Below are 20,461 nucleotides of genomic sequence, written 5' to 3'. Positions count from 1 at the left end.
GGCTCTCCACTCGATGCACAGGGGTCGGACCGGGGGTCACGGCTGCCCGGGGGCGAGCCGGGCGGCCAGCTCCGCGACCGTCGGCGCGTCGAAGATGACCGCCACCTCGACGTCCGCCCCCAGCTTCGCGCTGGCCAGGGCCACGATCCGGGTGGCCGTGAGGGAGTCCCCGCCGAGGTCGAAGAAGTCGTCGTGGATGCCGATGCCCTCGCGTCCGAGCACGTCGCACCAGATGTCCAGGAGCACCCGCTCGCGCTCGTCACGCGGCCCGTCGGCCCCGGCGGCGCCGGGCTCGTCCTGGCCCGGTGGTGGCAGCGCCGCGACGTCGAGCTTCCCGTGGTTGGTCAGCGGCAGCCGGGGCAGGCTGACGAAGGCGGCCGGCACCAGGTAGTCCGGCAGCCGCCGGCGCAGGTGGGCGCGCAGGTCCGCGGTGCCCGGCAGGTCGTCGCCGACGACGTAGCCGACCAGCCGGGCGTCCCTGCCGGGCGGGTCCCGGCGTACGACGACGGCGGCCTCGCGCACCGCCGGGTGGCGGCGCAGCGCGGACTCCACCTCGCCCGGCTCGATGCGGTAGCCGCGCAGGTTCAGCTGCCCGTCGCCCCGGCCGAGGAACTCCAGGACGCCGTCCGGCCCGAACCGGGCCAGGTCGCCGGTGCGGTAGACGCGGGCGCCGGGCGCGTCGGCGAACGGGTCGGGCAGGAACCGCTCCGCGGTCAGGGCGGAGTTGTCGAGGTAGCCCCGGGCCAGGCCGGCGCCGCCGACGTACACCTCCCCCGCCACGCCCGGCGGTACGGGCTGCATCGCCTCGTCCAGCACGTACACCCGCACGTTGGCCATCGGCCGGCCGATCGGGACGAAGGGCCGCTCGTCGTCGGGGTCGCACGGCCAGGCGGTGCAGGAGACCGACACCTCGGTCGGGCCGTACAGGTTGAACATGGTGACGTCGAGCCGGTCGAAGACCAGCCGTTGCGTCTCGGGGGTGAGTTCCTCCACGCCCGACACGATCCGCCGCAGCGACTTCAGGTCCGCGGCGTCGGCGGTGAGCAGCACCTCGCGCAGGGCGGTCGGCGCGAAGTCGGCGTCGGTCACCCCGTGCTGGGCGATCACCGCCGCCAGCCGGCGCGGGTCGAAGGTCGCCGTCTCGGGCATCAGCACGCTGGCCGCGCCGTTGAACAGGGCCCGGAACAGCTCGTCCAGGGAGACGTCGAAGGTGCAGGCCGCCTTGCGCAGCACCCGGTCGTGCGGGCCGAGCGGGAAGTTGCGCTGTGCCCACAGCATCCGGTTGGCGAACCCGCGGTGGGTGACCTGCACGCCCTTGGGCTGCCCGGTGGAGCCGGAGGTGAACAGCGTGTAGGCCAGGTTGTCCGGGTGCAGCGGCACGGCGGGGTCGGTGGCGGGACACGTGGCGGTCAGCGACGACTCCCCGTCCAGGTCGATGATCCGCCGGCCGGGGCTCCACACCTCGTCGCACAGGTCGCCGGCGGAGATCGCGACCGCCGGGCGGACCTGCCCGAGCAGCGCGTCCCGGCGGGCCTGCGGGTCGCGCGGGTTGACCGGCAGGTGGTAGCCGCCGGCCTTCAGCACCGCCAGGATCGCCACCACCTCGGCGGCGCAGCGGGGCAGGCACACCGCCACCGGGTCCTCCACGCCGACGCCGAGGTCGCGCAGGTGGTGCGCCAGGCGGTTGGCCCGTTCGTCGAGTTCGCGGTACGTCGTGCGGACGTTGCCCTCGACGACCGCCACCGCGTCCGGCGTACGCCGCGCCTGCGCCTCGACAAGGCGGTGGACGAGCGCCTCGGGGCCGAGGTCGACGGCGGTGTCGTTCCACTCGTGCAGGATCCGGTGGCGCTGCCCGGCGTCGAGCATCGGCAGCCGCCACACGCTCGTGTCGGGCTCCCGCGCCGCCTCGACGAGCAGCAGCTCGAACTGCCGGGCCATGTCGCGTACGGACTCGCCGGTGAAGAGGCTGGTGTCGTACTCGAACTCGCCCACCAGTCCGTCAGCCGTCTCGGTGATCTTCACCGTCAGGTCCATCCGGGACCGGCCGGTCTCCATCTGGTGCACGTCGACCCGCAGCTCGGGCAGGTCCAGCCGGCTGGTGGGCACGTTCTGGAGCACGAAGGCGACCTGCGCGAGCGGCTGGTGGCTGCGGCTGCGCTCCGGCTGCAACGCGGCGACGAGCCGCTCGAACGGCACGTCGCGGTGCCGGAACGCGTTCAGCGAGGCCGCCTTGACCCGGCCCACCAGCTCGGCGAAGGTCGGTTCGCCGGACAGGTCGGCGCGTACCACGATCATGTTCAGGAAGCAGCCGATGAGGTGCTCCAGCTCGTGCTGTTCCCGCGTCGCGATGGGGCTGGCGACGACCATGTCCCGCTGCCCGCTGTGCCGGGCGAGCAGCACGGTGAAGGCGGCGAGCAGGGTCATGTAGGTGGTGGCCCCCTGACGCTGTCCGAGGGCGCGGATCTGGTCCGCGTCGGCGGCGCCGAGCCGGAACCACTCGGACGCGCCGACGAACTGCTGGACCGCCGGCCGCGGGCCCTTGGTGGGCAGGGCGAGCAGGGGCGGCACGCCGGCCAGCTCGTTGACGCGCTCGCGCAGGTGGGCCGCCATCCGCTCCTCGCCGACCGCGGTGCGCTGCCAGGCGGCGTAGTCGGCGTACTGGATCGGCAGCTCGGGCAGGTCCGGCGTCGCGTCGGCGGCGAACGCGGCGTACGTGGCGGCCAGCTCGCGGCAGAAGATGGTGAACGACCACAGGTCGCAGACGAGGTGGTGCACGGTGACCCCGAGCACGTGCACGTCGGGGGCGATCCGGTAGAGCACCGTCCGCATGCTCTGGCCGGCGGCCAGGTCGAGCGGGACCCGCATCTCCCGCTCGACGGCGGCCCGCAGCACGGCGTCGTCGGGGTGCGCGGTGGCGCCGGGCAGGTCGACCACGTCGATGCTCAGCGGGGCGGGCGGCGTGACGGCCTGTACGACCCGCTCGCCGAGCTGGCGGAAGGCGGTACGCAGGATCTCGTGCCGGCGGACGACCTCCTCGATGCTCCGGCGCAGCGCGACCTGGTCGAGCGAGCCGGTCAGGATCAGCAGCGTGGCGTCGTTGTGGTGGACGGCGTCGTCCTCCAGCCGTTCGATGAACCAGAGCCGCTCCTGTGCGAAGGACAGGGGTGCCTCGGCGGCGTCCAGGCGGGGGATGGCGGCGCTGGCGGGTGCCGGATCGGAGCGGCTGGCGCGCAGCCGCTCGTCGAGCAGCGCCCGCGCCGAACTGGACAGCCGCGCCACGCGTTGCGTGACGTCACTCGCGACCGGATGCTCCTGCCGTCCCACTGGTCCTCCGTTGTCCGTCGGTGATCCGGTCCGCGGTCCGGGGCCTCCACCGGATGCGAGCGTCGCACCGATGCGGGTGCCGATCCTCGATCTCTACCAGGCTCACTGAGCGCTTAGTCAGCAGGAGGAACGGTTATAGGGGTTTGACCTCACAATTCACGACATCTGTTCCGAGTCCTAGGGGTTGGGCAACCCGTTTCCCTGCCACATGATGGGCACGCTTGTGACGCCGCCGGCGCGCCAGCACGCAGCCCGTCCGACAGCCCGACCGGAGGTGATGCCAGGTGCGCGACGACCTCCGGATCCTGGCCGACCGGTCGTACCGGATGCTGTTCCTGGCCCGCACGCTGTCGCTGCTGGGCAGCGCCGTGATCCCGGTGGCGCTCGCCTTCGCCGTCCTCGACGCGCCGGGCGGCTCCGCCACCGACCTCGGCCTCGTGCTCGCCGCCCGGTCGCTGGCGCAGGTCGCGCTGCTGCTGTTCGGCGGCGTCCTCGCCGACCGGATGAACCGCTTCCGCCTGATGGTGGGCTCCGACCTGCTGGCCTTCGCCGCGCAGGCGGTCCTGACCGTGGTGTTCGTCAGCGGCCGGCCCTCGCTGCCGGTCGTGATCGCCCTGTCCGCCGTCAACGGCGCCGCCGCCGCGCTCTTCCTGCCGGCCTCCCGCGGCGTCGTGCCGCAGGTGGTGGCCCAGGAGCAGCTCCAGTCGGCCAACGCGCTGCTGCGGCTGTCGCGCAACAGCACCACCATCGGCGGCGCGGCCCTGGCCGGAGTGCTCGTGGCCGCCCTCGGCGCCGGCTGGGCGCTGGCGGTCCCCGCCGCCACCTTCCTCGGCTCCGCACTGCTGCTGGCCGGTGTCCGGGTGTCGCACCCCGCCCGGGCCGCCGCCAGCACCATCCTCGCCGACCTGCGGGAGGGCTGGCGGGAGTTCAGCTCCCGGTCCTGGGTCTGGCTGGTGGTCGTGCAGTTCGCGTTCGTCAACGGCTGCTTCTCGGCGATCTACGTGCTCGGCCCGCTGACCGCGAAGGAGCAGCTGGGCGGCGTCACCGCCTGGTCGGTGATCGTCACCGCGCAGGCCGTGGGCCTGGTCGGCGGCAGCCTCGTGGCGATGCGGATCCGCCCCCGCCGGCCGATGCGGGTGGCGGTACTGGCGACCTTCGGCTTCCTCCCGCCGTTCGCGCTGATCGCGGCCGGCGCGCCGGTGTGGCTGATCGCGGCCTCGATGCTCGTCAACGGCGCCTGCGTCGACATCTTCGAGGTCCTGTGGGACACCGCCCTGCAGAACCACGTGCCCAACGAGGCGCTGTCGCGGATCAGCTCGTACGACGCCATGGGCTCGTTCGTGCTCGGCCCGCTCTGCCTGGCCGTCGTCGGCCCGGTCGCCGAGCGGATCGGCGTCGCCCAGACGCTGCTCATCGCGGGCGGGGTGCTCGGTCTGGTGACCGTCGCGACCTTCTCCGCGCGGTCGGTGCGTCAGCTGCCCGCAAAAGTCCCCGCCGCACAACCCGCCACGGTGTGAATCCGGCAACCTCGCCGGCCACGGATCAGGGTGGAGATCGGAGCAGGATGGAGCACCGGATAAGTCGGCAGATGACCGACGCGACCGACGCGTACGGGCGGCGCTTGGGGGCCTACCTCGAGCAGTCCTCCTACTCGCGGCTGCGCGGCGGCCCGGGCGTGATCGACCTCGCCTTCGGCGATCCGCACGAGTTTCCCGCGCCGGCCCTGGTCGAGGTCCTGCAGCGGCACCTGAGCCCGCAGCACACCGACTGGTTCGCCTACACCCGGGACCACCCGCCGGCCCAGGAGTCGGTGGCGGCCACCCTCAGCCGGGAACTCGCCCTGCCGTTCACCGCCGACGACGTCGCCCTGACCAACGGGGCGTTCGCGGGCCTGACCATCTGCCTGCGCAGCGTCTGCGACCCGGGCGACGAGGTGGTCTACCTCGACCCCGCCTGGTTCTACTACGAGCCGATCATCGCCTCGGTCGGCGCGGTCCCCCGGCCGGTGGCGTTGACCCCCGGTTCCTGGCGACTCGACGCGGAACTCGTCGCGGCGGCGATCACGCCCCGGACCAGTGCCGTCATCGTCAACAGCCCGAACAACCCGACGGGCGCCGTCTACACCGACGAGGAGTACGCCGCCCTCGCCGAGGTGCTGCGGGAAGCCTCCGCCCGCAACGGTCGGCCCGTGTACCTGCTGTCCGACGAGGCGTACCGGCGCATCGTGTTCGACGGCCGGTCGTGTCCCAGCCCGGCGACGCACTACCCGTTCACGTTCCTGGTGCACACCTACACCAAGACGCTGCTGCTGCCCGGGGAGCGCGTCGGCTACGTGGCGATCCCGCCGACCATGCCCGACCCGGCGGTGCTCCGCCGGGCCCTGACCGTGGCCCGCCTCACCACCGGCTGGGCGTTCCCCAACAACTCGCTGCTGTTCGCCCTGCCCGAGCTGGAACAGCACGCGCTACAGGTCAAGCCGATCGAGCAGCGCCGCGACCTGCTGGTCGACGCCCTGCGCGAGGCCGGGTACGAGGTCCAGCCGAGCGAGGGAACGTTCTACCTGCTGGCCCGGGTGCCGGACGCGGACGACTGGGCACACGCGGCCGTGCTCGAGGAACGCGGCCTCCTGGTGCTGCCGGCCTCGGTGATGGGCGCGCCGGGCTACCTGCGGCTCTCCCTCACCGTCACCGACGACATGCTGGAGGAGACCATCGGCCGGCTGCGATCGGCGCGGCCCTCGACCCGGGAGCACGCCAGTGTCCAGCGGTGACCTCCGCGAGGCCGACGCGGCCGTGACGCTCACCGCGGCGCCGGACGCGCCGGCCCCGGGACGCCGGGACGCGACGGTGTCCACCGAGGAGGCCCGGCCCGACGTCGAGGCCACCATGGCCCGCGCCCGCCGGGCCCAGGCGGAGGTCGAGTTCTGGCCGCAGGAGCGCGTCGACGACCTGGTCGCGGCCCTCGGCTGGGCGGCCTACCAGGAGGACACCGCCCGGTCGCTGGCCGACCTCGCCTACCGGGAGACCGGCCTCGGCGACCCCGAGCACCTGTTCACGCTCTACCGGCGCCGGGTCCTCGGCACGCTGCGTGACCTGCACGGCGTCGTCACCAGCGGGATCATCGAGGAGCTGCCGGAGCGTGGCCTGCGCAAGCTGGCCAAGCCCATCGGGGTGATCGCGGTGGCCAGCCCCGCCACCGCGCCCTGCTCCGGGGTGGTCGGCAACGCCCTGCCGATGCTGAAGACCCGCAACGCGGTGGTCATCACCCCCAACCCCCGGGCCCGGCACTCCGCGGCCCGCACCGTCGAGCTGCTGCGTCGGGCCCTGGAGACGGTCGGCGCCCCGCCGGACCTCATCCAGTGCCTGCCGGTCACCGACCGGCAGACCACCGAGGCCCTGATGGCCGCCGCCGACCTGGTGATCGCCGCCGGCGGACCCGGCACGGTACGCCGGGCGTACCGCAGCGGCACCCCGGCGATCAGCGCGGGCGTCGGCAACCCGGCGGTGATCGTGGACGACTCGGCCGACGTGGCCGCCGCGGCGGAGCTGATCGTGCTGGGCGGCAGCTTCAACAACGGCACCTCCTGCTCGTCGGAGAGCAACGTGCTGGTGGACGCCGAGATCGCGGCCGCCTTCCTCGACCAGCTGGCCCGGCAGGGCGCCCACCTGTGCGACCCGGCCGAGACGGCACGGCTGCGTACGCTGCTCTGGCCGGACGGGCGGGTGCTCAACCGCGACGCGGTCGGTCGACCCGCCGCGGCGCTCGCCGCCGCCGCCGGGATCGACCTGGCCGAGCCGACCAAGACCACCGCCCTGGTGGCCCAGCTGCCTCCCCTGGCGCCCGGCGGTGTCCCGGCGCTCGACGACCCGATGCTCGGCGAGAAGCTGGCGCCGGTCTTCACCGTGTCGACGTTCAGCGCCTTCGACGACGCGCTGGCCGCGGTGGAGACGCTGCTGGGCCGGATCGGGCAGGGCCACAGCTGCGGCATCCACACCGACCGGCCCGACCGGGTGGTCAGGCTGGCCGAGCGGGCCCGCGCCGGACGGGTGATGGTCAACCAGTCGACCGCCGTGGGCAACAGCGGCAGCTTCGACAACGGGATGCCGTTCACCCAGGTCATCGCCAGCGGCAGCTGGGGCGGTTGCTCCCGGTCGGAGAACGTGACCTGGCGCGACTTCCTCAACTACACCTACGTCTCACATCCCCTGCCGTTCAGCCTGCCGGACGAGGAGACCCTCTTCGGCGCCCACTGGCGACGCCTTCCCTGACGGAGACCCCGCACATGGACATCAGCCCTCCCGAGGCGCCACCGCGCGACCTGACCCAGGCCGAGATCGACGCGTTCCACACCGACGGCGTGGTCCGGCTCTCCGGCATGATCGACGACAAGTGGCTCGGCCGGATCGCCGAAGGCGTCGAGTATCTGCTCGCCAACCCGACCGTGCTGGCGCAGGCGACCGCGTTGCTGGGTGGCGGCGGGTTCGCCGGGGACGCCTTCATGTGGAAGACCCACGACGGCTTCCGCGACTTCATGTTCTTCTCCCCCGCGGCGCGCATCGCCCAGCAGCTGTTCGGTTCCACCGCGATCACCGCCTTCTACGACCAGATCTTCGCCAAGCCGGCCGGGTCGGGTGCCCCGACGCCGTTCCACGAGGACGTCAGCTCCTGGCCGATCGCGGGCGAGCAGGTGTGCGCGATGTGGATCCCCCTCGACCCGTGCACCCCCGACACCGCCGCGCTCCAGGTGGTGCGCGGTTCGCACCGCTGGGGACGGCGCTACGTGCCGATCACCCCGGGGGCCACCCACCTCGGCCGGCGCGAGGAACTCGAGGCGGTGCCGGACGTGTCCGACCACGAGATCCTGAGTTGGGACCTCACGCCCGGCGACATCGTGCTGTTCCACCCGGCCGCGTTGCACGGCGCCACCGGCACCGGCCCCGAGCGGCAGCGTCGGGCGTTCGTCTCCCGGTGGGTGGGCGACGGCGTCACCTTCCAGCCGCAGCACGCCGTCCTGCCGCTGCTGTGGGAACACGGCCTGCGGCCCGGTGATCCCATCGGGGGTCCGCTGTTCCCGAGGGTGCTGCCGACGCCGGTGCCGACGGAGACCGGCGCCCGCTTCGACGGCCCGCAGCAACCCCACGCCGAGCGGGCGGAGGAGTTCCTCACCATCCTGAGGATGCTGTAGGTGTTCGGAGAACTCACCGCCACGACCGCCGCCGGCCGGGAGCTGGTCTCCCTCGCCGAGGGCCACGTCGACACCCTCGCCGGACGGGCCGGCCGGCACGACCGGGACAACACGTTCGTCGCCGACAACTTCGCCGACCTGCGCGACAGCGGGGTGCTTGCCGCGTGCGCCCCGACCCGGCACGGCGGGCTGGGGGTCCGCTCCCTGCACGACGTGCTGGTGGCCGTCTCCCGGCTGGCCCGGGGCTGCGGGTCGACGGCCATCTGCGCGAACATGCACATGGCCTCGGTGTGGGGGCAGGTCCGCCGGTGGGAGGGGGCCGAGGCGGACGGCGACCGGGTCCGGGCGGCGCAGCTCGACGCGATCCTGGAGGCGTTGGGCGGCTCCGACCTGATCATGGCCGGGGCCTCCACCGAACCGGGCGCGATGTGGAACGGCGCGCTCACCGAGGCCGTCCGCAAGGACGACGAGTATGTCATCACCGGGCGCAAGACCTTCGTCACCAACTCGGCGGTCGCGGACTCGTTCAACGTCGCGGTCCGGGTCGCCGATCCCGACGGCGGGTGGCGGCACGCCGAGGCCGTCGTCCTGGCCGGCACGCCCGGGCTCACCGTGCTCGGCGACTGGGACGCGCTGGGCATGCGGGGCTCCGGCAGCCACGGGCTCCTACTGGAGGACTGCGTCGTGCCCGCCGACCGGGTCACGGTCGGGGAGCCGTTCGGCCCGCCGACGCCGGAGGACCTGGCACGTTCCTGCGCGATCAACTTCCCCCTGCTGGGCGCCTCACTGGGGATCGCCGAGGCGGCCTTCCAGATCGCCGTGGAACACGCCACCAGGGTGCCCCGGCAGCCCGGGCGGGCGGCGCCGGCACACCACCCGTCCGTGCAGCGGGAGGTCGCCACCATGGAGCTCGACCTGGCGGCCACCCGGGGGGTGCTGGAGCGCTCCGGACGCCTGGTGGACGCCCTGTTCGCCGCCGACGACCCGGCGCAGCGGTCCGAGGCCGCCGTCCGCGACGTCGTACGGGGGTGGCAGGCCGCGAAGCTGCTGGCGAACCGTACGGCGGTGAGCACGGTCGACCGGGCCATGACGATCTGCGGCGGGGCGTCCTTCAGCAGCCGGCACCCCCTGTCCCGGCTGTACCGCGACGCCCGCGCGGGCGGCTTCATGCAGCCGTTCGGATCGCTGGACGGCTACCCGTACATCGGCCGGGTCGCGCTCGGACTCGACCCGCACGCCGACTGAGGCAGCGGACAGCCGGCCGCCACGCGCGGTGGCGTGCGCCACGGAACCATCCTGCCGACCCGGGGCTGCCGGGTCGGGAGCTACCGTCGCGCGGCGGGCCTGCCGGGTGCCGGCAAGGCGCGCACGTCCAGCTTGCCGCTCGGCGTCCGGGGCAGCTCGTCGAGGCACACCACGGCGCCGGGCAGCAGGTAGTCGGGCAGCGTCTCGCGGAGCTGGTCGCGCAGCTCGCGGGCGGTCGGTCCGGGCGGCTCGCTCGGCACGACGTACGCGACGAGGCGCGGGACGGAGCCGGTCCCGGCGACCGGCACCACCGCCGCCCGGCGCACCCCGGCGCACCGGCGTACCGCCTGCTCCACCTCGCCCAGCTCGACGCGGTGGCCCCGGATCTTGACCTGGCCGTCGCGGCGGCCGTGGAACTCCACCAGTCCGTCGGAGTGGCGGGTCACCAGGTCACCCGTGCGGTAGCACCGGCCTTCGGGATGGTCGGTCGGGAACATCTCGCCGGTCGTTGCGGGGTCGTCGCGGTAGCCGCGGGCGAGCCCCGCGCCGAAGATGAGCAGCTCCCCCTCGACGCCCGCCGCGACCGGGCGCAGGTCGGCGTCGACGACGGCGACCCGCGCGTTGTCGATCGGGCGGCCGATCGGCACGGTGGCGGTGCCCGGGCGCGCCGCCGGGTCGGTCGGCACCTCGAAGGTGAGCGCGCCGACGGTGGTCTCGGTCGGGCCGTAGTGGTTGACCATCCGCACGTCCGACAGCTCGCGGACCTGGTCCACCAGCTCCCACCGGCACACCTCGCCACCGACGATGAGCAGGCGGCGGGGCAGGGCCCGCTCCGCCGCCTCGTCCAGCAGCGCCGCCAGGTGCGACGGGGTGATCTTCAGGACGTCGACGCGGTGCTCGTCCTGGTAGTCGGCGAAGTCGTCGGGGTCCGTCGCGGTCTCGGTGGGCACCAGGTGGACCGTGTCTCCCCCGGTGAGCGCCGGGAAGACCGCGGTGTGCCCGAGGTCCGTCGCGAGGCTGGTCACCGACGCGAAGCGCAGCCGTTCGCCGTCGGCCCGTTCCGGGTCGACCAGCCGGGCGACGAAGGCCGCGTAGTTGGCCAGCGCCGCGTGGGGGATCTCGACGACCTTGGGTACGCCGGTGGAGCCGGACGTGAACACGGTGTAGGCGAGCTGGTCCCCCGCGACCGGCGGCGAACCGCCCAGCGCCCCGGCGCGCTCCGCCGCCGCCCCCGCGCCGATCCAGCCGGCCAGGTCGACGGCGAGCACCACCTGCCCGGACACCGGCGGGTCGTCGCGATCCGTCACCACGACGGCCGCCCCGCAGCCGCGCAGCTGGCTCTCGACGCGGGCCCGGGGCTGGTTGGCGTCCACACAGGCGTAGCCGGCCCCGGCGTGCAGCGCGGCCAGGCACGCCACCAGCTGGGCGGCGCCGCGGTGGGCCAGGACGGCCACCGGGGCGGCTGTCGCACCGTGGCGCCGCAACACGTCGGCGAGACCCGCGACGGCGTGGCGCAGCTCGGCGTAGCTCAGTGTCGCGTCCGCGCCGACGACGGCCGTACGGTGGCCGTGCCGTTGCGCGGCCGCCCAGATCAGCGCGGGCACCGCCCGGTCGGGGTGCCACCCGGTCGGCGGTCCGGTCACCTCGGGATCGGCAGGCATGGCAGGTCCCTTCGGTTCGACGGCGGCGGGCCGACAGGTCGCCGGTCGACCGTGGGGTCGCGCGGCACGGGCTTGCGGTGGCAGCGATCGTGACACGGGGGCCGCACCGCGACAACACCTCATTCGTGCCGCGGACCCCCTATCGTCGGGGCCGCTCGGCGGACGACGAAGCGTCCGGTGTGGTCAGACGGCCACCATGCAGTTGTCGGAGCCGCTGTCGCGCCCCCGGGCGCTGACGATCCCGGCGGAGCCGTCGCCGTAGTAGCGGCAGAACAGGCCCGCCGCGCGGCCGCCGAACAACAGCGGCCCGATCACCGGGGCGACCTCGACGTCGTGTGGTTCGTCGGCGCCGTCGGCGACGAGCGAGACCCGGCACGTGCGTGGCGCCACGAAGTCCTGCACCACGCTGGTGCCGTCGGCGGCGGCCTCGGCGACGGCGGACTCCCACGTCGCCTGGTCGACCTCGCCGCCGATGACCACCTGCTTGCCGCTCTCCCCCAGGCCCGCCTTGAGCACCAGCAGGTCCCGGTTCGCCAGGACGAACGGGAGCAGTTCGACCTCGCGGCCCGCGCGGCTGGTGCGGCGGTCCGCGAGGATCCGCGTCCACGGCACGTACCTGTCGACGAGGCTCCGGTCGGCCGCGCTCATCCACGGCCGGCCCTCCGAGAGCAGGCCCATGGTCAGCTTGCTGTGCATGAAGGTCGACGTCTGGGTGCCCACGAGCAGGCAGCCGTTGTCGAGCGCGTCCTGCACGTAGCTGGTGTCGAGACCGGCGTCGAGCCAGTCCGGGATGGTGAAGTTGCGCAGCCCGATCGGGTAACGCAGGTGGGGCGGGCAGTCCCACGCCTCCGGCAGCTCCTCGGGCTCGAAGAAGCGGGCGGTGAGGCCGTGGTTGTTGAGGTAGTCGGCCTCCAGCTGGAAGTAGCGGCTCTGCACGCCGTAGACCCGGGCGCTGCCGACGATGGCCACCCGGGGCGCCAGCCCCAGCTCGGCGCAGAGCGAGCGGTACATCTCGGCGCGCACGGCGAACGGGTCCGGGGAGCTGAACGGGGTCCTGCCCGTCGCGTCGGCGTGCAGCCTGCGCCACACCTCGAGGCGGCAGCGCGTCTCCACCACGCCGCCGAGCGCGCCGCTGACGTTGAACTCCAGGAACTGGGGCCCGTCCGGCCCGATGACGACGTCCGGCCGCACGACGCAGTCCGGATAGCGCTCCTCGACGAACGGGTCCCGCACGAACAGCTGGTCCTCGCTCTGCGGCATGCGGTAGGCCGCCAGCCGGCCCTGCGTGGTGGGGGCCGTCTCGAGGGCGGTGCGGCGGAGCAGGTCGACCAGCGCGGCGGCCGCCCGGAAGATCTCGGCGTAGGACGCGCGCGGGATGGCGATCGGTGCCGCCGGCAGCAGCCGCTGGTAGGGCCAGCCCGTGTCCCGCAGCTCGTGGCGGAGCATCCCGCGGATCGTCTCCGCCGGCGCGGCCGGCGCCACGCGGTGGGTGCCGAACCACGGATGCCCGGCCGGCCCCGCACTGCCGACATGCTCGCGCACGGTCATCTGACGCTCCCCGGAATCGCACGTCGGGCCGGCGCCGGTGCGTGCTCGCGCGGGGCCGGTGTCTCCGAAACGATGATCGACATAGACTAACATTCACGTCCGACGGGGACCGCGTCGGTTCGTCCACCTCCGACACGGGAGAACCGCCGATGACCTTGCGTCATGTCCAGGGCAACGAGTACCGCGAAGAGCACGGCGGGGACTACGAGGACTTCGAGCCCGGCATGGTGATCCGGCACTGGCCGGGCCGCACCATCTCCGAGACCGACAACACCTGGCTGACCCTGCTCACCATGAACCAGCACCCGCTGCACTTCGACGAACACTACGGCGCGGGCAGCGAGTACGGGCGGGTGCTCGTCAACAGCGGGATCACCCTGTGCCTGATCGGCGGCATGACCGTGCAGGCCCTGTCGGCGCGGGCGGTGGCGAACCTCGGCTGGGACAAGGTCCGCCTGCGGGAGCCGGTGTTCGTCGGGGACACGTTGTACGCCACCAGCCGCATCCTCGACAAGCGCCTGAGCCGGTCCCGGCCCGGCCAGGGCATCGTCACGGTGGAGACGACGGGCACGAAGTCCACCGGTGAGACGGTCATCGTCTTCGAGCGTTCCTTCATGGTCCGCTGCCGGGAGAGCGCCGCCTGACCTACGCCACGGACGCCGCCCCCTCGTGCAGCGCCACGGCGGCGGCGGTGTCCTCGATGGCCATCCCGACCGTACGCAGGACGGACGTCCGCCCGCCGACGCGCACCTCGCCGGTGACCAGCCTGCCCAGCTCGTGCAGGTCGTCCACGCCGACCAGGCCGGCGGCCAGGGCGGCGCGCACCTCACCGGCGCCGTCCAGCGCGGCGGTGCGGTCCTCGACGACCGCCACGGCGTCGGCCAGCAGTGCGGGGTCGAGTTCGATCGCGTCCGGGTGGGTGCCGCCGATGACGTTGACGTGCGCCCCGGGCGCCACCCAGTCCGCCTCCACCAGCGGCGTGTTGTCGCTGGTGGAGGTCGCCGTGCAGATGATCGCCGCGTCGGCGACGGCGGCCTTGGCGCTGTCGCAGACGCTCGCGTGCACGGGGTGGGGCACGGCGTCGCGCACCCAGTCGGCGAACTGCTCCGCCCGGTCCCGGGTCCGCGAGAACACCCGTACGCTGCGGATCCGGCGTACCGCCGCCACCGCGCGCACCAGCGACCGCGCCTGCACCCCCGCCCCGATGACCGCGAGGTCCTCGGCGTCCTCGGCGGCGCACCAGCGGGTCGCCAGGGCGGCGACCGCACCGGTGCGCACGGCGGTCAGCTCCGCGCCGTCGAGCAGGGCCGTGATCTGCCCGGTGGTCAGGTCCGTCAGCGCGACGACCCCGTGGATCAGCGGCAGGCCGCGCCCGGGGTTGTCGGGGGTGAGCGTGGTGATCTTGACGCTGCCCACCCCGCGCCGCTCCCAGACCGCGGGGCTGACCAGCAGGACCCGCTGGGGGCCGTGCTCGATGACGGTACGCGCCGGGGAGTCGGTCCGGCCGGCGACCAGGTCCACGAACATCTCGCCCAGCGCGTCGATCACCCGCACCAGCTGGGGAGTGCCCGCCATCTGGGCGGCGTCGACCGTCACCGGCCCGGTCATCCGGCAGCTCCGTCGGTGCCGAACCGGGCGGCCCAGGCGTCCTCGCGCGACACGGTGGCGCGGGCCATCCGGGCGAACGGCGGGCCGACCATGTTGCCGTCCAGCACGGCGATCCCGCCGTTGGCCGCCCGTACGGCGTCGGCCACCCTGCGGGCCAGGCGCAGGTCGTCGGCCTGGGGGCGCAGCACCCGGTTGATCTCGTCGAGCTCGCCCGGGTGCACCGTCGCCTTACCGTGGAAGCCGAGCGCCCGCACCCGGGCGGTCTCCTGCGCCAGGACGGCCGGCTCGGCGAGCCGGAAGTTGGCGGTGTCGATGCAGGCGGTGCCGTGCCGGGCGCAGGCCAGCGCCATCGCCTGCCGGGCGGCGAGCATGGCCTCCCAGGTGATCTCGACCCCGAGCGTGGCGGCCAGATCGGCCGAGCCGAGGACCAGCCCGTCACTCGCCCCGGCGATCGCGTCGATCTCCGTGACCGCCTCCACGGTCTCCACCGTCACGTAGATCTCCGGGTGCGCGTCCGCGCTGGCCAGGATCTGCCGCAGCAGGGCCACCTCGGCCGCCGACGTCACCATCGTCATCATGACGATGCCGGGCCGCACCGAACACTCCGTGAGGGCCACCAGGTCCTGCACCGCCGCGACGCTGCCCAGCTGGTTTATGCGCACCGCGACGTTCTCCGGCCGGGGCGCCTTCTCCAGCGCGGCCCGGCACACGGTGCGCGCGGCCGGCTTCTCGGCCGCCGGTACGGAGTCCTCCAGGTCGATCAGGTGCACGTCCGCGTCGTAGGACCACGCCTTCACGACCCGGTCCAGCGACAGCGCCGGGGTGTAGAGGATGCTGCGCGGGATCGCCCGCGCGGCGCCGGTCATCGGGTCACCGGCTCAGGTCGCGCGTCGGCCGTGCGGGCGCCCGCCTCGACGAGCACGGAGCACAGCCTGGTGATCTGCTCCTCGGTCTGGCCCGCGCGCAGCATGACCCGCAGGCCGGCGGTGCCGCGGGCGACGATCGGGAAGAACACCGGCGAGGTGTAGAACCCGGCCGCGAAGACCCGCTGGGCCGCCTCGACGACGGTCTCGTCGCTCATCGGCACCACCCGGATCGGGTACGTGCTGCCGGACTGCTCGGTGGCCAGCAGCGAGTCGAACAGCGCGATGTTGGCCCGTAGCCGCCCCTGCAACCGGGTCAGCTCCTCGGTGCGGTGGATCTCCGCCGAGGCGAGCGCGGCGCCCACGGCGGCGGCGTTCATCTTCTGCGAGTAGCCCAGGGGCCCCGCGAAGCGTTCGACGATCCGCCGCGTCTCCTTGGGGAAGCCGTCGAGCAGGATCGCCGTGCCGCCCGCCCCGAAGCCCTTGCTCAGGGTCGCGACGGTGATGGTGCGGTCGTCGCGCACCGGGCAGTGCGAGCGGACGTAGCCGATGCCGCGCTCGCCGTACGCCGACAGCGAGTGCGAGTCGTCGTAGAAGACCATCATGTTGTACTTGTCCTGCAGCACGGCCAGTTCCTCGACGGGCGCGTAGCCGCCGAGGCTGTCCGAGCCGTCCACGACGTAGCAGACGCGTTCGTAGGTGCGGCACATGTCCTCGAGGTAGTCGAGGTCGTGGTGGCGGCAGGTGACGACCTCGGTCTCGTCGGCGCAGTTCGGCTTGGCGTTGGCCATCGACACGTGGGCGTTCTTGTCGAAGACCATCAGCGGCCGGGTGCCGTTGCCGAGGTGCCCCGACGCGATCAGCGGCAGCAGGCCGGTGCTGGCCGCCGCCGTGGAGATCGCGCTGATCACCATCGCGTCGAACAGCTCGCCCAGCGACTCCTCCAGCTCCAGCAGCACCGACGTCTGGACGCGGGTGCGCGGGATGCAGTGGTCCAGCACGCCGAAGCGGCGCAGCGCGGCGACGGCCCCGTCGATCACCTTGGGGTGGGTGTCGAGGTCCAGGTAGGAGCAGACGGTGAAGTTGACGAACTCGTGGCCGTCGGCCATCCGGAACACGCCGTCGGAGAGGTCGCCGACGATGCCGGCGACCCCGTGTTCCTCGGACATGTTCCAGAAGGTGTTTCCCACACCGATGAGCTTGTCGTTGTTGCGGTAGCGGTGGGTGGGGGTGATGGACTTGCGCTCGCTCATCAGGAGTTCACCTCGGTGGGCTTGTAGCTGTAGACACCCTTGACCCTCCGGTAGGCGTACGTGTACAGCGCGACGCCGAGCGCGTGCGGCCTGCGGAGGATCTTCTTCGACTTCAGCCAGAAATTGACGTTGATGTTCATCTCGTCCAGCGACTCGGCCTGGTGCCACCAGCCGAGCGGCAGGTAGAGCATGTGGCCCGGTTCGAGGACGAAGTCACGGCGCTGGGCCAGCTTGGGCGCCACCCTCGGGAAGCGCGCCAGGTCGACGTTGTCCAGGTCGAAGACCTGGGACTTGTCCCCGAACCCGCGCAGCACCGAGCGCGGATAGTACTCGCGGGAACCGGGCGGGGCGATGATGAACCGCTTGCGGCCCTCCAGCGCGATGTTGAAGTTCTCGAACTCGTCGAAGTGGTTCTTGGTGAACACGCCGCGGTGGCTGATCCACAGGTTCGCCGCGTACAGCGTGTCGCCGTAGCCGAAGAACCTGTCCGCGTCGAAGCCGATGACGGCGTTCACGTCGGCCGGGCTGTTGCGGATGTTCGACACCACCCGGTGCCACGTGCCCGGGGTCGTCAGGTGGCGCTCGTCGGCGAAGAAGTCGCGGAGCTTGATGTCGCGGGTCTCCCAGCGCCCCGGGTGGTTCTTGTCGCCCGGCTCGGTGAAGAGGGTGACGGTCATGTCGGCCAGCCGGCTCGCCACGCCGTCGCGGCCGAGCCCCTGCACGTCGGGCGGCAGCGCGATCACCACGGGCACGTCGGCCTTGAAGAGGCCGCCGGGGCCGACGGCCATGAACTCGTCGAAGGTCATGCGGGCCACGGGGACACCCGTCGACCCGTTCGCGTTGGACACTGCGTCCGAAACTCCCATGTCGCCTTTCCTCACTGCTGAGGGCCGCGGTGCGCGGCCGGTCACGCGTTGGCCCTGCGGGCGCTCAACTCCGCCACCACGTCCACGATCAGGTCCTCCTGGCCGGCGATGGCCTGCCGCCTGCCGAGCTCGAAGAACACGTCGCGCGCGTCGACGCCGGCGCGGCCGGACAGCTCGACCACCCGGTGCTTGAACCCGGAGAACACCCCGGCCAGGCCGCTCACGATGGACATCGAGGCGGTGACGGGAGGGGCGGGCATGAGCTCGCGTTCCGCGAGGTCGGCGGCGTCGAGGAGCGCGTACAGGTCGATGCCGGTCGCGAAGCCGCTGCGCTCCAGCACGGGGACGAGCACCTCGAGCTGGGTGTTGCCCGCCCCGGCGCCGAAGCCCCGCGCGCAACCGTCGATGATCAGGGCGCCGGCCCGCGCCGCGGCCACCGAGTTGGCGACGGCCATGCCGAGGTTGTCGTGGCCGTGGAAGATCACCGGCGTGTCGACCGCCGCGGCGATCGCACCGATCCGCGCGGTGACGTCGTCGGGCAGGAAGTGACCCGCCGAGTCCATGATCCCGACCGCCTGCGCGCCGTACGCCACGGCCTGCGCGGCGTGCTCGGCCAGCTCGGAGGGGGACGCCATGTGGCTCATCATCAGCACGCAGTGTGCCTCGGCGCCGGCCTCGCGCAGGACGTCGAGGTGGCGCTCGGCCAGCGACGTCTCGGTGGCGTGCACACCGATGCGGACGACGTCGGCGCCGTGGCCGATCGCGCGCCGCAGGTCGTCGGAGGTGCCCCAGCCCGGCAGCATGAACACGCCCATCCGGCTGTGCCGCAGCGCCTCCCGGACCGTCGACAGCATCTCGTCGTCGCTGACCGCGGCCTGACCGACCTGTAGGGACGACGCGCCGAGGCCGTTGCCGTGGCCGACCTCGACCACCGGGATCCGCGCCGCGTCCGCCGCCTCCGCGTACCGCCGCAGGGCGACGGCCCCGAGCTGGTGGCGGACCGCGTGCTGGCCGTCGCGCAGCGTCGGGTCGTGGATCACGACGTTCCTCACCGGGCCGCCTCCGTCCGGGCGCTCCGGCCCAGCCGGGCCGCGTGCTGCTCGGCGACCAGGATGGCGGCCGAGTTGATGATGTCGAGGTTGCCGGCGTACCGGGGCAGCACGTCGCTGTGGGCGGTGACCTGGAGGGTGACCGTCACCCGGTCGTCGACCACGGTGCAGGCGGTCACCGCGTAGCCGGGGGCGAACGACCGTACCTGCTCGGCCACCGGGTCGACTACCGCGCGCACCGCGGCGACGTCGGCGCCCGGGATCCGCGCGTGCACGGCCGTCCGGAACGTCGCCGGCGGCACCGCCGGGCTGATGTTGAGGATGGCCTTGACGTCGCGTACGCCGGAGAACGTCGTGACGGCGTGCCGGGTCGTCGCCACGTACTCGTCGAGGTTCAGCCGGGTGCCGCGGCCCGCGACGTCGCTGGCCACCGTCGAGACGACCTCGATGTAGCTCACCGGGAAGCGGGCGGCGAGCGCGTGCGCGACCGGAATGGACGCCTGGCCGCCGCAGCTGATCAGGTTGATGTTGCGCCCCGTCGTCGCCTCCACCCCGGTCACGGTCGGCACCACCATCCGGCCCACCCTGCTGGGCGTCATGTCGACCACCAGCGGGCCGAGCGGCTCCAACAGCGACCAGTGGCGCAGGTGCGACGCCGCGTTGGTGGCGTCGAACACGACGTCGAACGCGTCCCCCGCCGCCAGCACGGCGTCGATCCCTGCGGCGCTGACGGGGTAGCCGAACCGCTCGGCGTGCCGCAGGCCCGCCGAGTCCGGATTGCGCCCGGCCACCAGGCGGCAGTCCAGCAGGGCGGATCGGTGGATCTTGCTGATCAGGTCCTGGCCGATCGCCCCGGTGCCGATGACGGCGACGGTGGCGGTGGCGGTGGCGGGTTCGACGACGCGGACCTCGGCGTCGGTCACGTCCGCGGTGAGACTCAAGGCGTGCCTCCAGGGCGCCGGAGCCGGCCGGTCCACGACCGCCGGGCGAGGGATCGGCGGGTACGGGTCGCGCGGCTCACGGATTCCGGGTCGTAGGTTCTCAAGTACGTCGTCCTCACCATTCGAAGTGCGCGGCGCCCCGGGCGGAACCTCGGGCGACACGACAGGGGTCGGTCGCGCGGGGTCGGCGCGCCGGGCGTCGCCGCCCCGCGGTGCCGCTCCGGGCTGCGGGTGCCCGGACGGCCCGCGCGACGCCCACGGCGGCGCGGCCGCCCTCGGGCGTCGCGGTCGGTGGACAGTCGGGAGACGGGTGCGCCGGGCGGATGTCGGGACACGTCGTGACCGGGAGTCGTTCGGCGGAATCCGTTCGGCCGGAATTGCCGAGTCGAACAACAATCGGACATATACCTTGATCTCAGAAGTCTCGACGTATTAACCGAAGAAGCCCCCGTTTACCTGCACGACAACCAATGCGGCCGTTGCGCTCCGTCAGCCGCAGCGTTCCGTCGGCATCGAAGCTATCAGATGGCCACGCCGAGTGGACCCGGCTGTTACGTCACTCTCGCGACAGTCCAGGCTGGAGTGTGAACCGTCACAGAGCCCGCGAACGGGCGACGTGCGGTGGCAGCCACCCGCCCCGCTCGCGGCGCTTCGGAGGGCCTCCGGGCAGGCCGTACGCCCGAGCTGCCCGCGCGGTCCTCCGGCGGATCACCGATCCGTCGCGCGGCGCCGACGACACTTCACCCTCGACGCCGCCACGACCATTTGCGACTATCCTCGTCAGCTCCACCGTGCCGGCATTTTCGGACGGTCCGGCCGAATTGTCGAAGGCGGTGTATCGGCAGATCGAAAGGGGGAGGGAATGGAACGTCCGCCCACCCGCCGGCGAAGCCCGACCGGCGCCGGACGACGACCGCC

The 20,461-nt window shown here is 73.2% G+C and carries 15 protein-coding genes; 6 read left to right on the top strand and 9 right to left on the bottom strand.

All coding sequences use genetic code 11. The annotated features are described in order from the left end of the window. Window positions 1–36: 36 nt before the first annotated feature. Complete coding sequence (locus tag F6X68_RS10400; RefSeq protein ID WP_151454069.1) at window positions 37–3,324, bottom strand: non-ribosomal peptide synthetase; 3,288 nt, start codon at window positions 3,322–3,324, stop codon at window positions 37–39. Between the two features lie 284 nt (window positions 3,325–3,608). On the opposite strand from F6X68_RS10400, the gene F6X68_RS10395 reads away from it, so the two are divergent. The 5 genes from F6X68_RS10395 to F6X68_RS10375 all read left to right on the top strand — a co-directional run bounded on the left by F6X68_RS10395 (window position 3,609) and on the right by F6X68_RS10375 (window position 9,754). Continuing rightward, on the top strand, window positions 3,609–4,841 hold the full coding sequence (locus F6X68_RS10395) for an MFS transporter (RefSeq protein WP_151454068.1): 1,233 nt from the start codon (window positions 3,609–3,611) through the stop codon (window positions 4,839–4,841). Window positions 4,842–4,912: 71 nt separating this feature from the next. After that, the gene (locus F6X68_RS10390) at window positions 4,913–6,094 is read left to right on the top strand and encodes an aminotransferase class I/II-fold pyridoxal phosphate-dependent enzyme (protein WP_192581361.1); all 1,182 of its coding nucleotides are present in this window, start codon (window positions 4,913–4,915) and stop codon (window positions 6,092–6,094) included. Beyond that, window positions 6,081–7,592 (top strand): aldehyde dehydrogenase family protein, encoded by a 1,512-nt coding sequence (locus F6X68_RS10385; protein WP_225852127.1) that lies wholly within the window; start codon window positions 6,081–6,083, stop codon window positions 7,590–7,592. Before F6X68_RS10390 ends, F6X68_RS10385 begins: the two co-directional genes overlap by 14 nt. 14 nt (window positions 7,593–7,606) lie before the next feature. Then, window positions 7,607–8,509 (top strand): phytanoyl-CoA dioxygenase family protein, encoded by a 903-nt coding sequence (locus F6X68_RS10380; protein ID WP_151454066.1) that lies wholly within the window; start codon window positions 7,607–7,609, stop codon window positions 8,507–8,509. After that, a complete protein-coding gene (locus F6X68_RS10375) occupies window positions 8,510–9,754 on the top strand; it encodes an acyl-CoA dehydrogenase family protein (protein ID WP_151454065.1) in 1,245 nt (414 codons plus the stop codon). 80 nt (window positions 9,755–9,834) lie between these two features. Here F6X68_RS10375 and F6X68_RS10370 read toward each other — a convergent pair whose 3' ends face one another. Both F6X68_RS10370 and F6X68_RS10365 read right to left on the bottom strand, forming a co-directional pair. Then, complete coding sequence (locus F6X68_RS10370) at window positions 9,835–11,415, bottom strand: amino acid adenylation domain-containing protein (RefSeq protein WP_192581360.1); 1,581 nt, start codon at window positions 11,413–11,415, stop codon at window positions 9,835–9,837. A gap of 183 nt (window positions 11,416–11,598) precedes the next feature. Then, complete coding sequence (locus F6X68_RS10365; RefSeq protein WP_151454063.1) at window positions 11,599–12,963, bottom strand: hypothetical protein; 1,365 nt, start codon at window positions 12,961–12,963, stop codon at window positions 11,599–11,601. A gap of 149 nt (window positions 12,964–13,112) precedes the next feature. Here F6X68_RS10365 and F6X68_RS10360 point away from each other — a divergent pair, with 149 nt between their 5' ends. Then, the gene (locus tag F6X68_RS10360) at window positions 13,113–13,607 is read left to right on the top strand and encodes a MaoC family dehydratase (protein WP_151454062.1); all 495 of its coding nucleotides are present in this window, start codon (window positions 13,113–13,115) and stop codon (window positions 13,605–13,607) included. 1 nt (window position 13,608) lies between these two features. Here F6X68_RS10360 and F6X68_RS10355 read toward each other — a convergent pair whose 3' ends face one another. The 6 genes from F6X68_RS10355 to F6X68_RS10330 form a co-directional block, all read right to left on the bottom strand. Next, window positions 13,609–14,571 (bottom strand): ornithine cyclodeaminase family protein, encoded by a 963-nt coding sequence (locus F6X68_RS10355; RefSeq protein ID WP_151454061.1) that lies wholly within the window; start codon window positions 14,569–14,571, stop codon window positions 13,609–13,611. Beyond that, a complete protein-coding gene (locus F6X68_RS10350; RefSeq protein ID WP_151454060.1) occupies window positions 14,568–15,437 on the bottom strand; it encodes a CoA ester lyase in 870 nt (289 codons plus the stop codon). Before F6X68_RS10350 ends, F6X68_RS10355 begins: the two co-directional genes overlap by 4 nt. Continuing rightward, entirely contained in the window at window positions 15,434–16,687 is a 1,254-nt protein-coding gene (locus tag F6X68_RS10345; protein WP_151454059.1) for an aminotransferase class I/II-fold pyridoxal phosphate-dependent enzyme, read from the bottom strand. The genes F6X68_RS10350 and F6X68_RS10345 overlap by 4 nt, the downstream gene beginning before the upstream one ends. Next, a complete protein-coding gene (locus F6X68_RS10340; RefSeq protein WP_151454074.1) occupies window positions 16,687–17,493 on the bottom strand; it encodes a cupin-like domain-containing protein in 807 nt (268 codons plus the stop codon). Before F6X68_RS10340 ends, F6X68_RS10345 begins: the two co-directional genes overlap by 1 nt. A 101-nt stretch (window positions 17,494–17,594) precedes the next feature. Further along, entirely contained in the window at window positions 17,595–18,605 is a 1,011-nt protein-coding gene (dmpG, locus tag F6X68_RS10335) for a 4-hydroxy-2-oxovalerate aldolase (protein ID WP_151454058.1), read from the bottom strand. Then, complete coding sequence (locus F6X68_RS10330; RefSeq protein WP_151454057.1) at window positions 18,602–19,543, bottom strand: acetaldehyde dehydrogenase (acetylating); 942 nt, start codon at window positions 19,541–19,543, stop codon at window positions 18,602–18,604. The genes dmpG and F6X68_RS10330 overlap by 4 nt, the downstream gene beginning before the upstream one ends. Between the last annotated feature and the right edge of the window lie 918 nt (window positions 19,544–20,461).

Source organism: Micromonospora sp. AMSO12t (assembly GCF_008806585.1).
GTDB lineage: Bacteria > Actinomycetota > Actinomycetes > Mycobacteriales > Micromonosporaceae > Micromonospora > Micromonospora reichwaldensis.
Note: the sequence above shows the minus strand (reverse complement) of the source record. Positions and strands in the feature narration are given on the sequence as shown.

Excerpts from the sequence above, each read along its gene's own strand:
- F6X68_RS10345 (WP_151454059.1), bottom strand. The coding sequence starts at position 16,687 with ATGAGCGAGCGCAAGTCCATCACCCCCACCCACCGCTACCGCAACAAC.
- F6X68_RS10340 (WP_151454074.1), bottom strand. The coding sequence starts at position 17,493 with ATGACCTTCGACGAGTTCATGGCCGTCGGCCCCGGCGGCCTCTTCAAG.
- F6X68_RS10360 (WP_151454062.1), top strand. The coding sequence starts at position 13,113 with ATGACCTTGCGTCATGTCCAGGGCAACGAGTACCGCGAAGAGCACGGC.
- F6X68_RS10370 (WP_192581360.1), bottom strand. The coding sequence starts at position 11,415 with ATGCCTGCCGATCCCGAGGTGACCGGACCGCCGACCGGGTGGCACCCC.
- F6X68_RS10365 (WP_151454063.1), bottom strand. The coding sequence starts at position 12,963 with ATGACCGTGCGCGAGCATGTCGGCAGTGCGGGGCCGGCCGGGCATCCG.
- F6X68_RS10355 (WP_151454061.1), bottom strand. The coding sequence starts at position 14,571 with ATGACCGGGCCGGTGACGGTCGACGCCGCCCAGATGGCGGGCACTCCC.
- F6X68_RS10350 (WP_151454060.1), bottom strand. The coding sequence starts at position 15,437 with ATGACCGGCGCCGCGCGGGCGATCCCGCGCAGCATCCTCTACACCCCG.
- F6X68_RS10380 (WP_151454066.1), top strand. The coding sequence starts at position 7,607 with ATGGACATCAGCCCTCCCGAGGCGCCACCGCGCGACCTGACCCAGGCC.
- F6X68_RS10390 (WP_192581361.1), top strand. The coding sequence starts at position 4,913 with ATGACCGACGCGACCGACGCGTACGGGCGGCGCTTGGGGGCCTACCTC.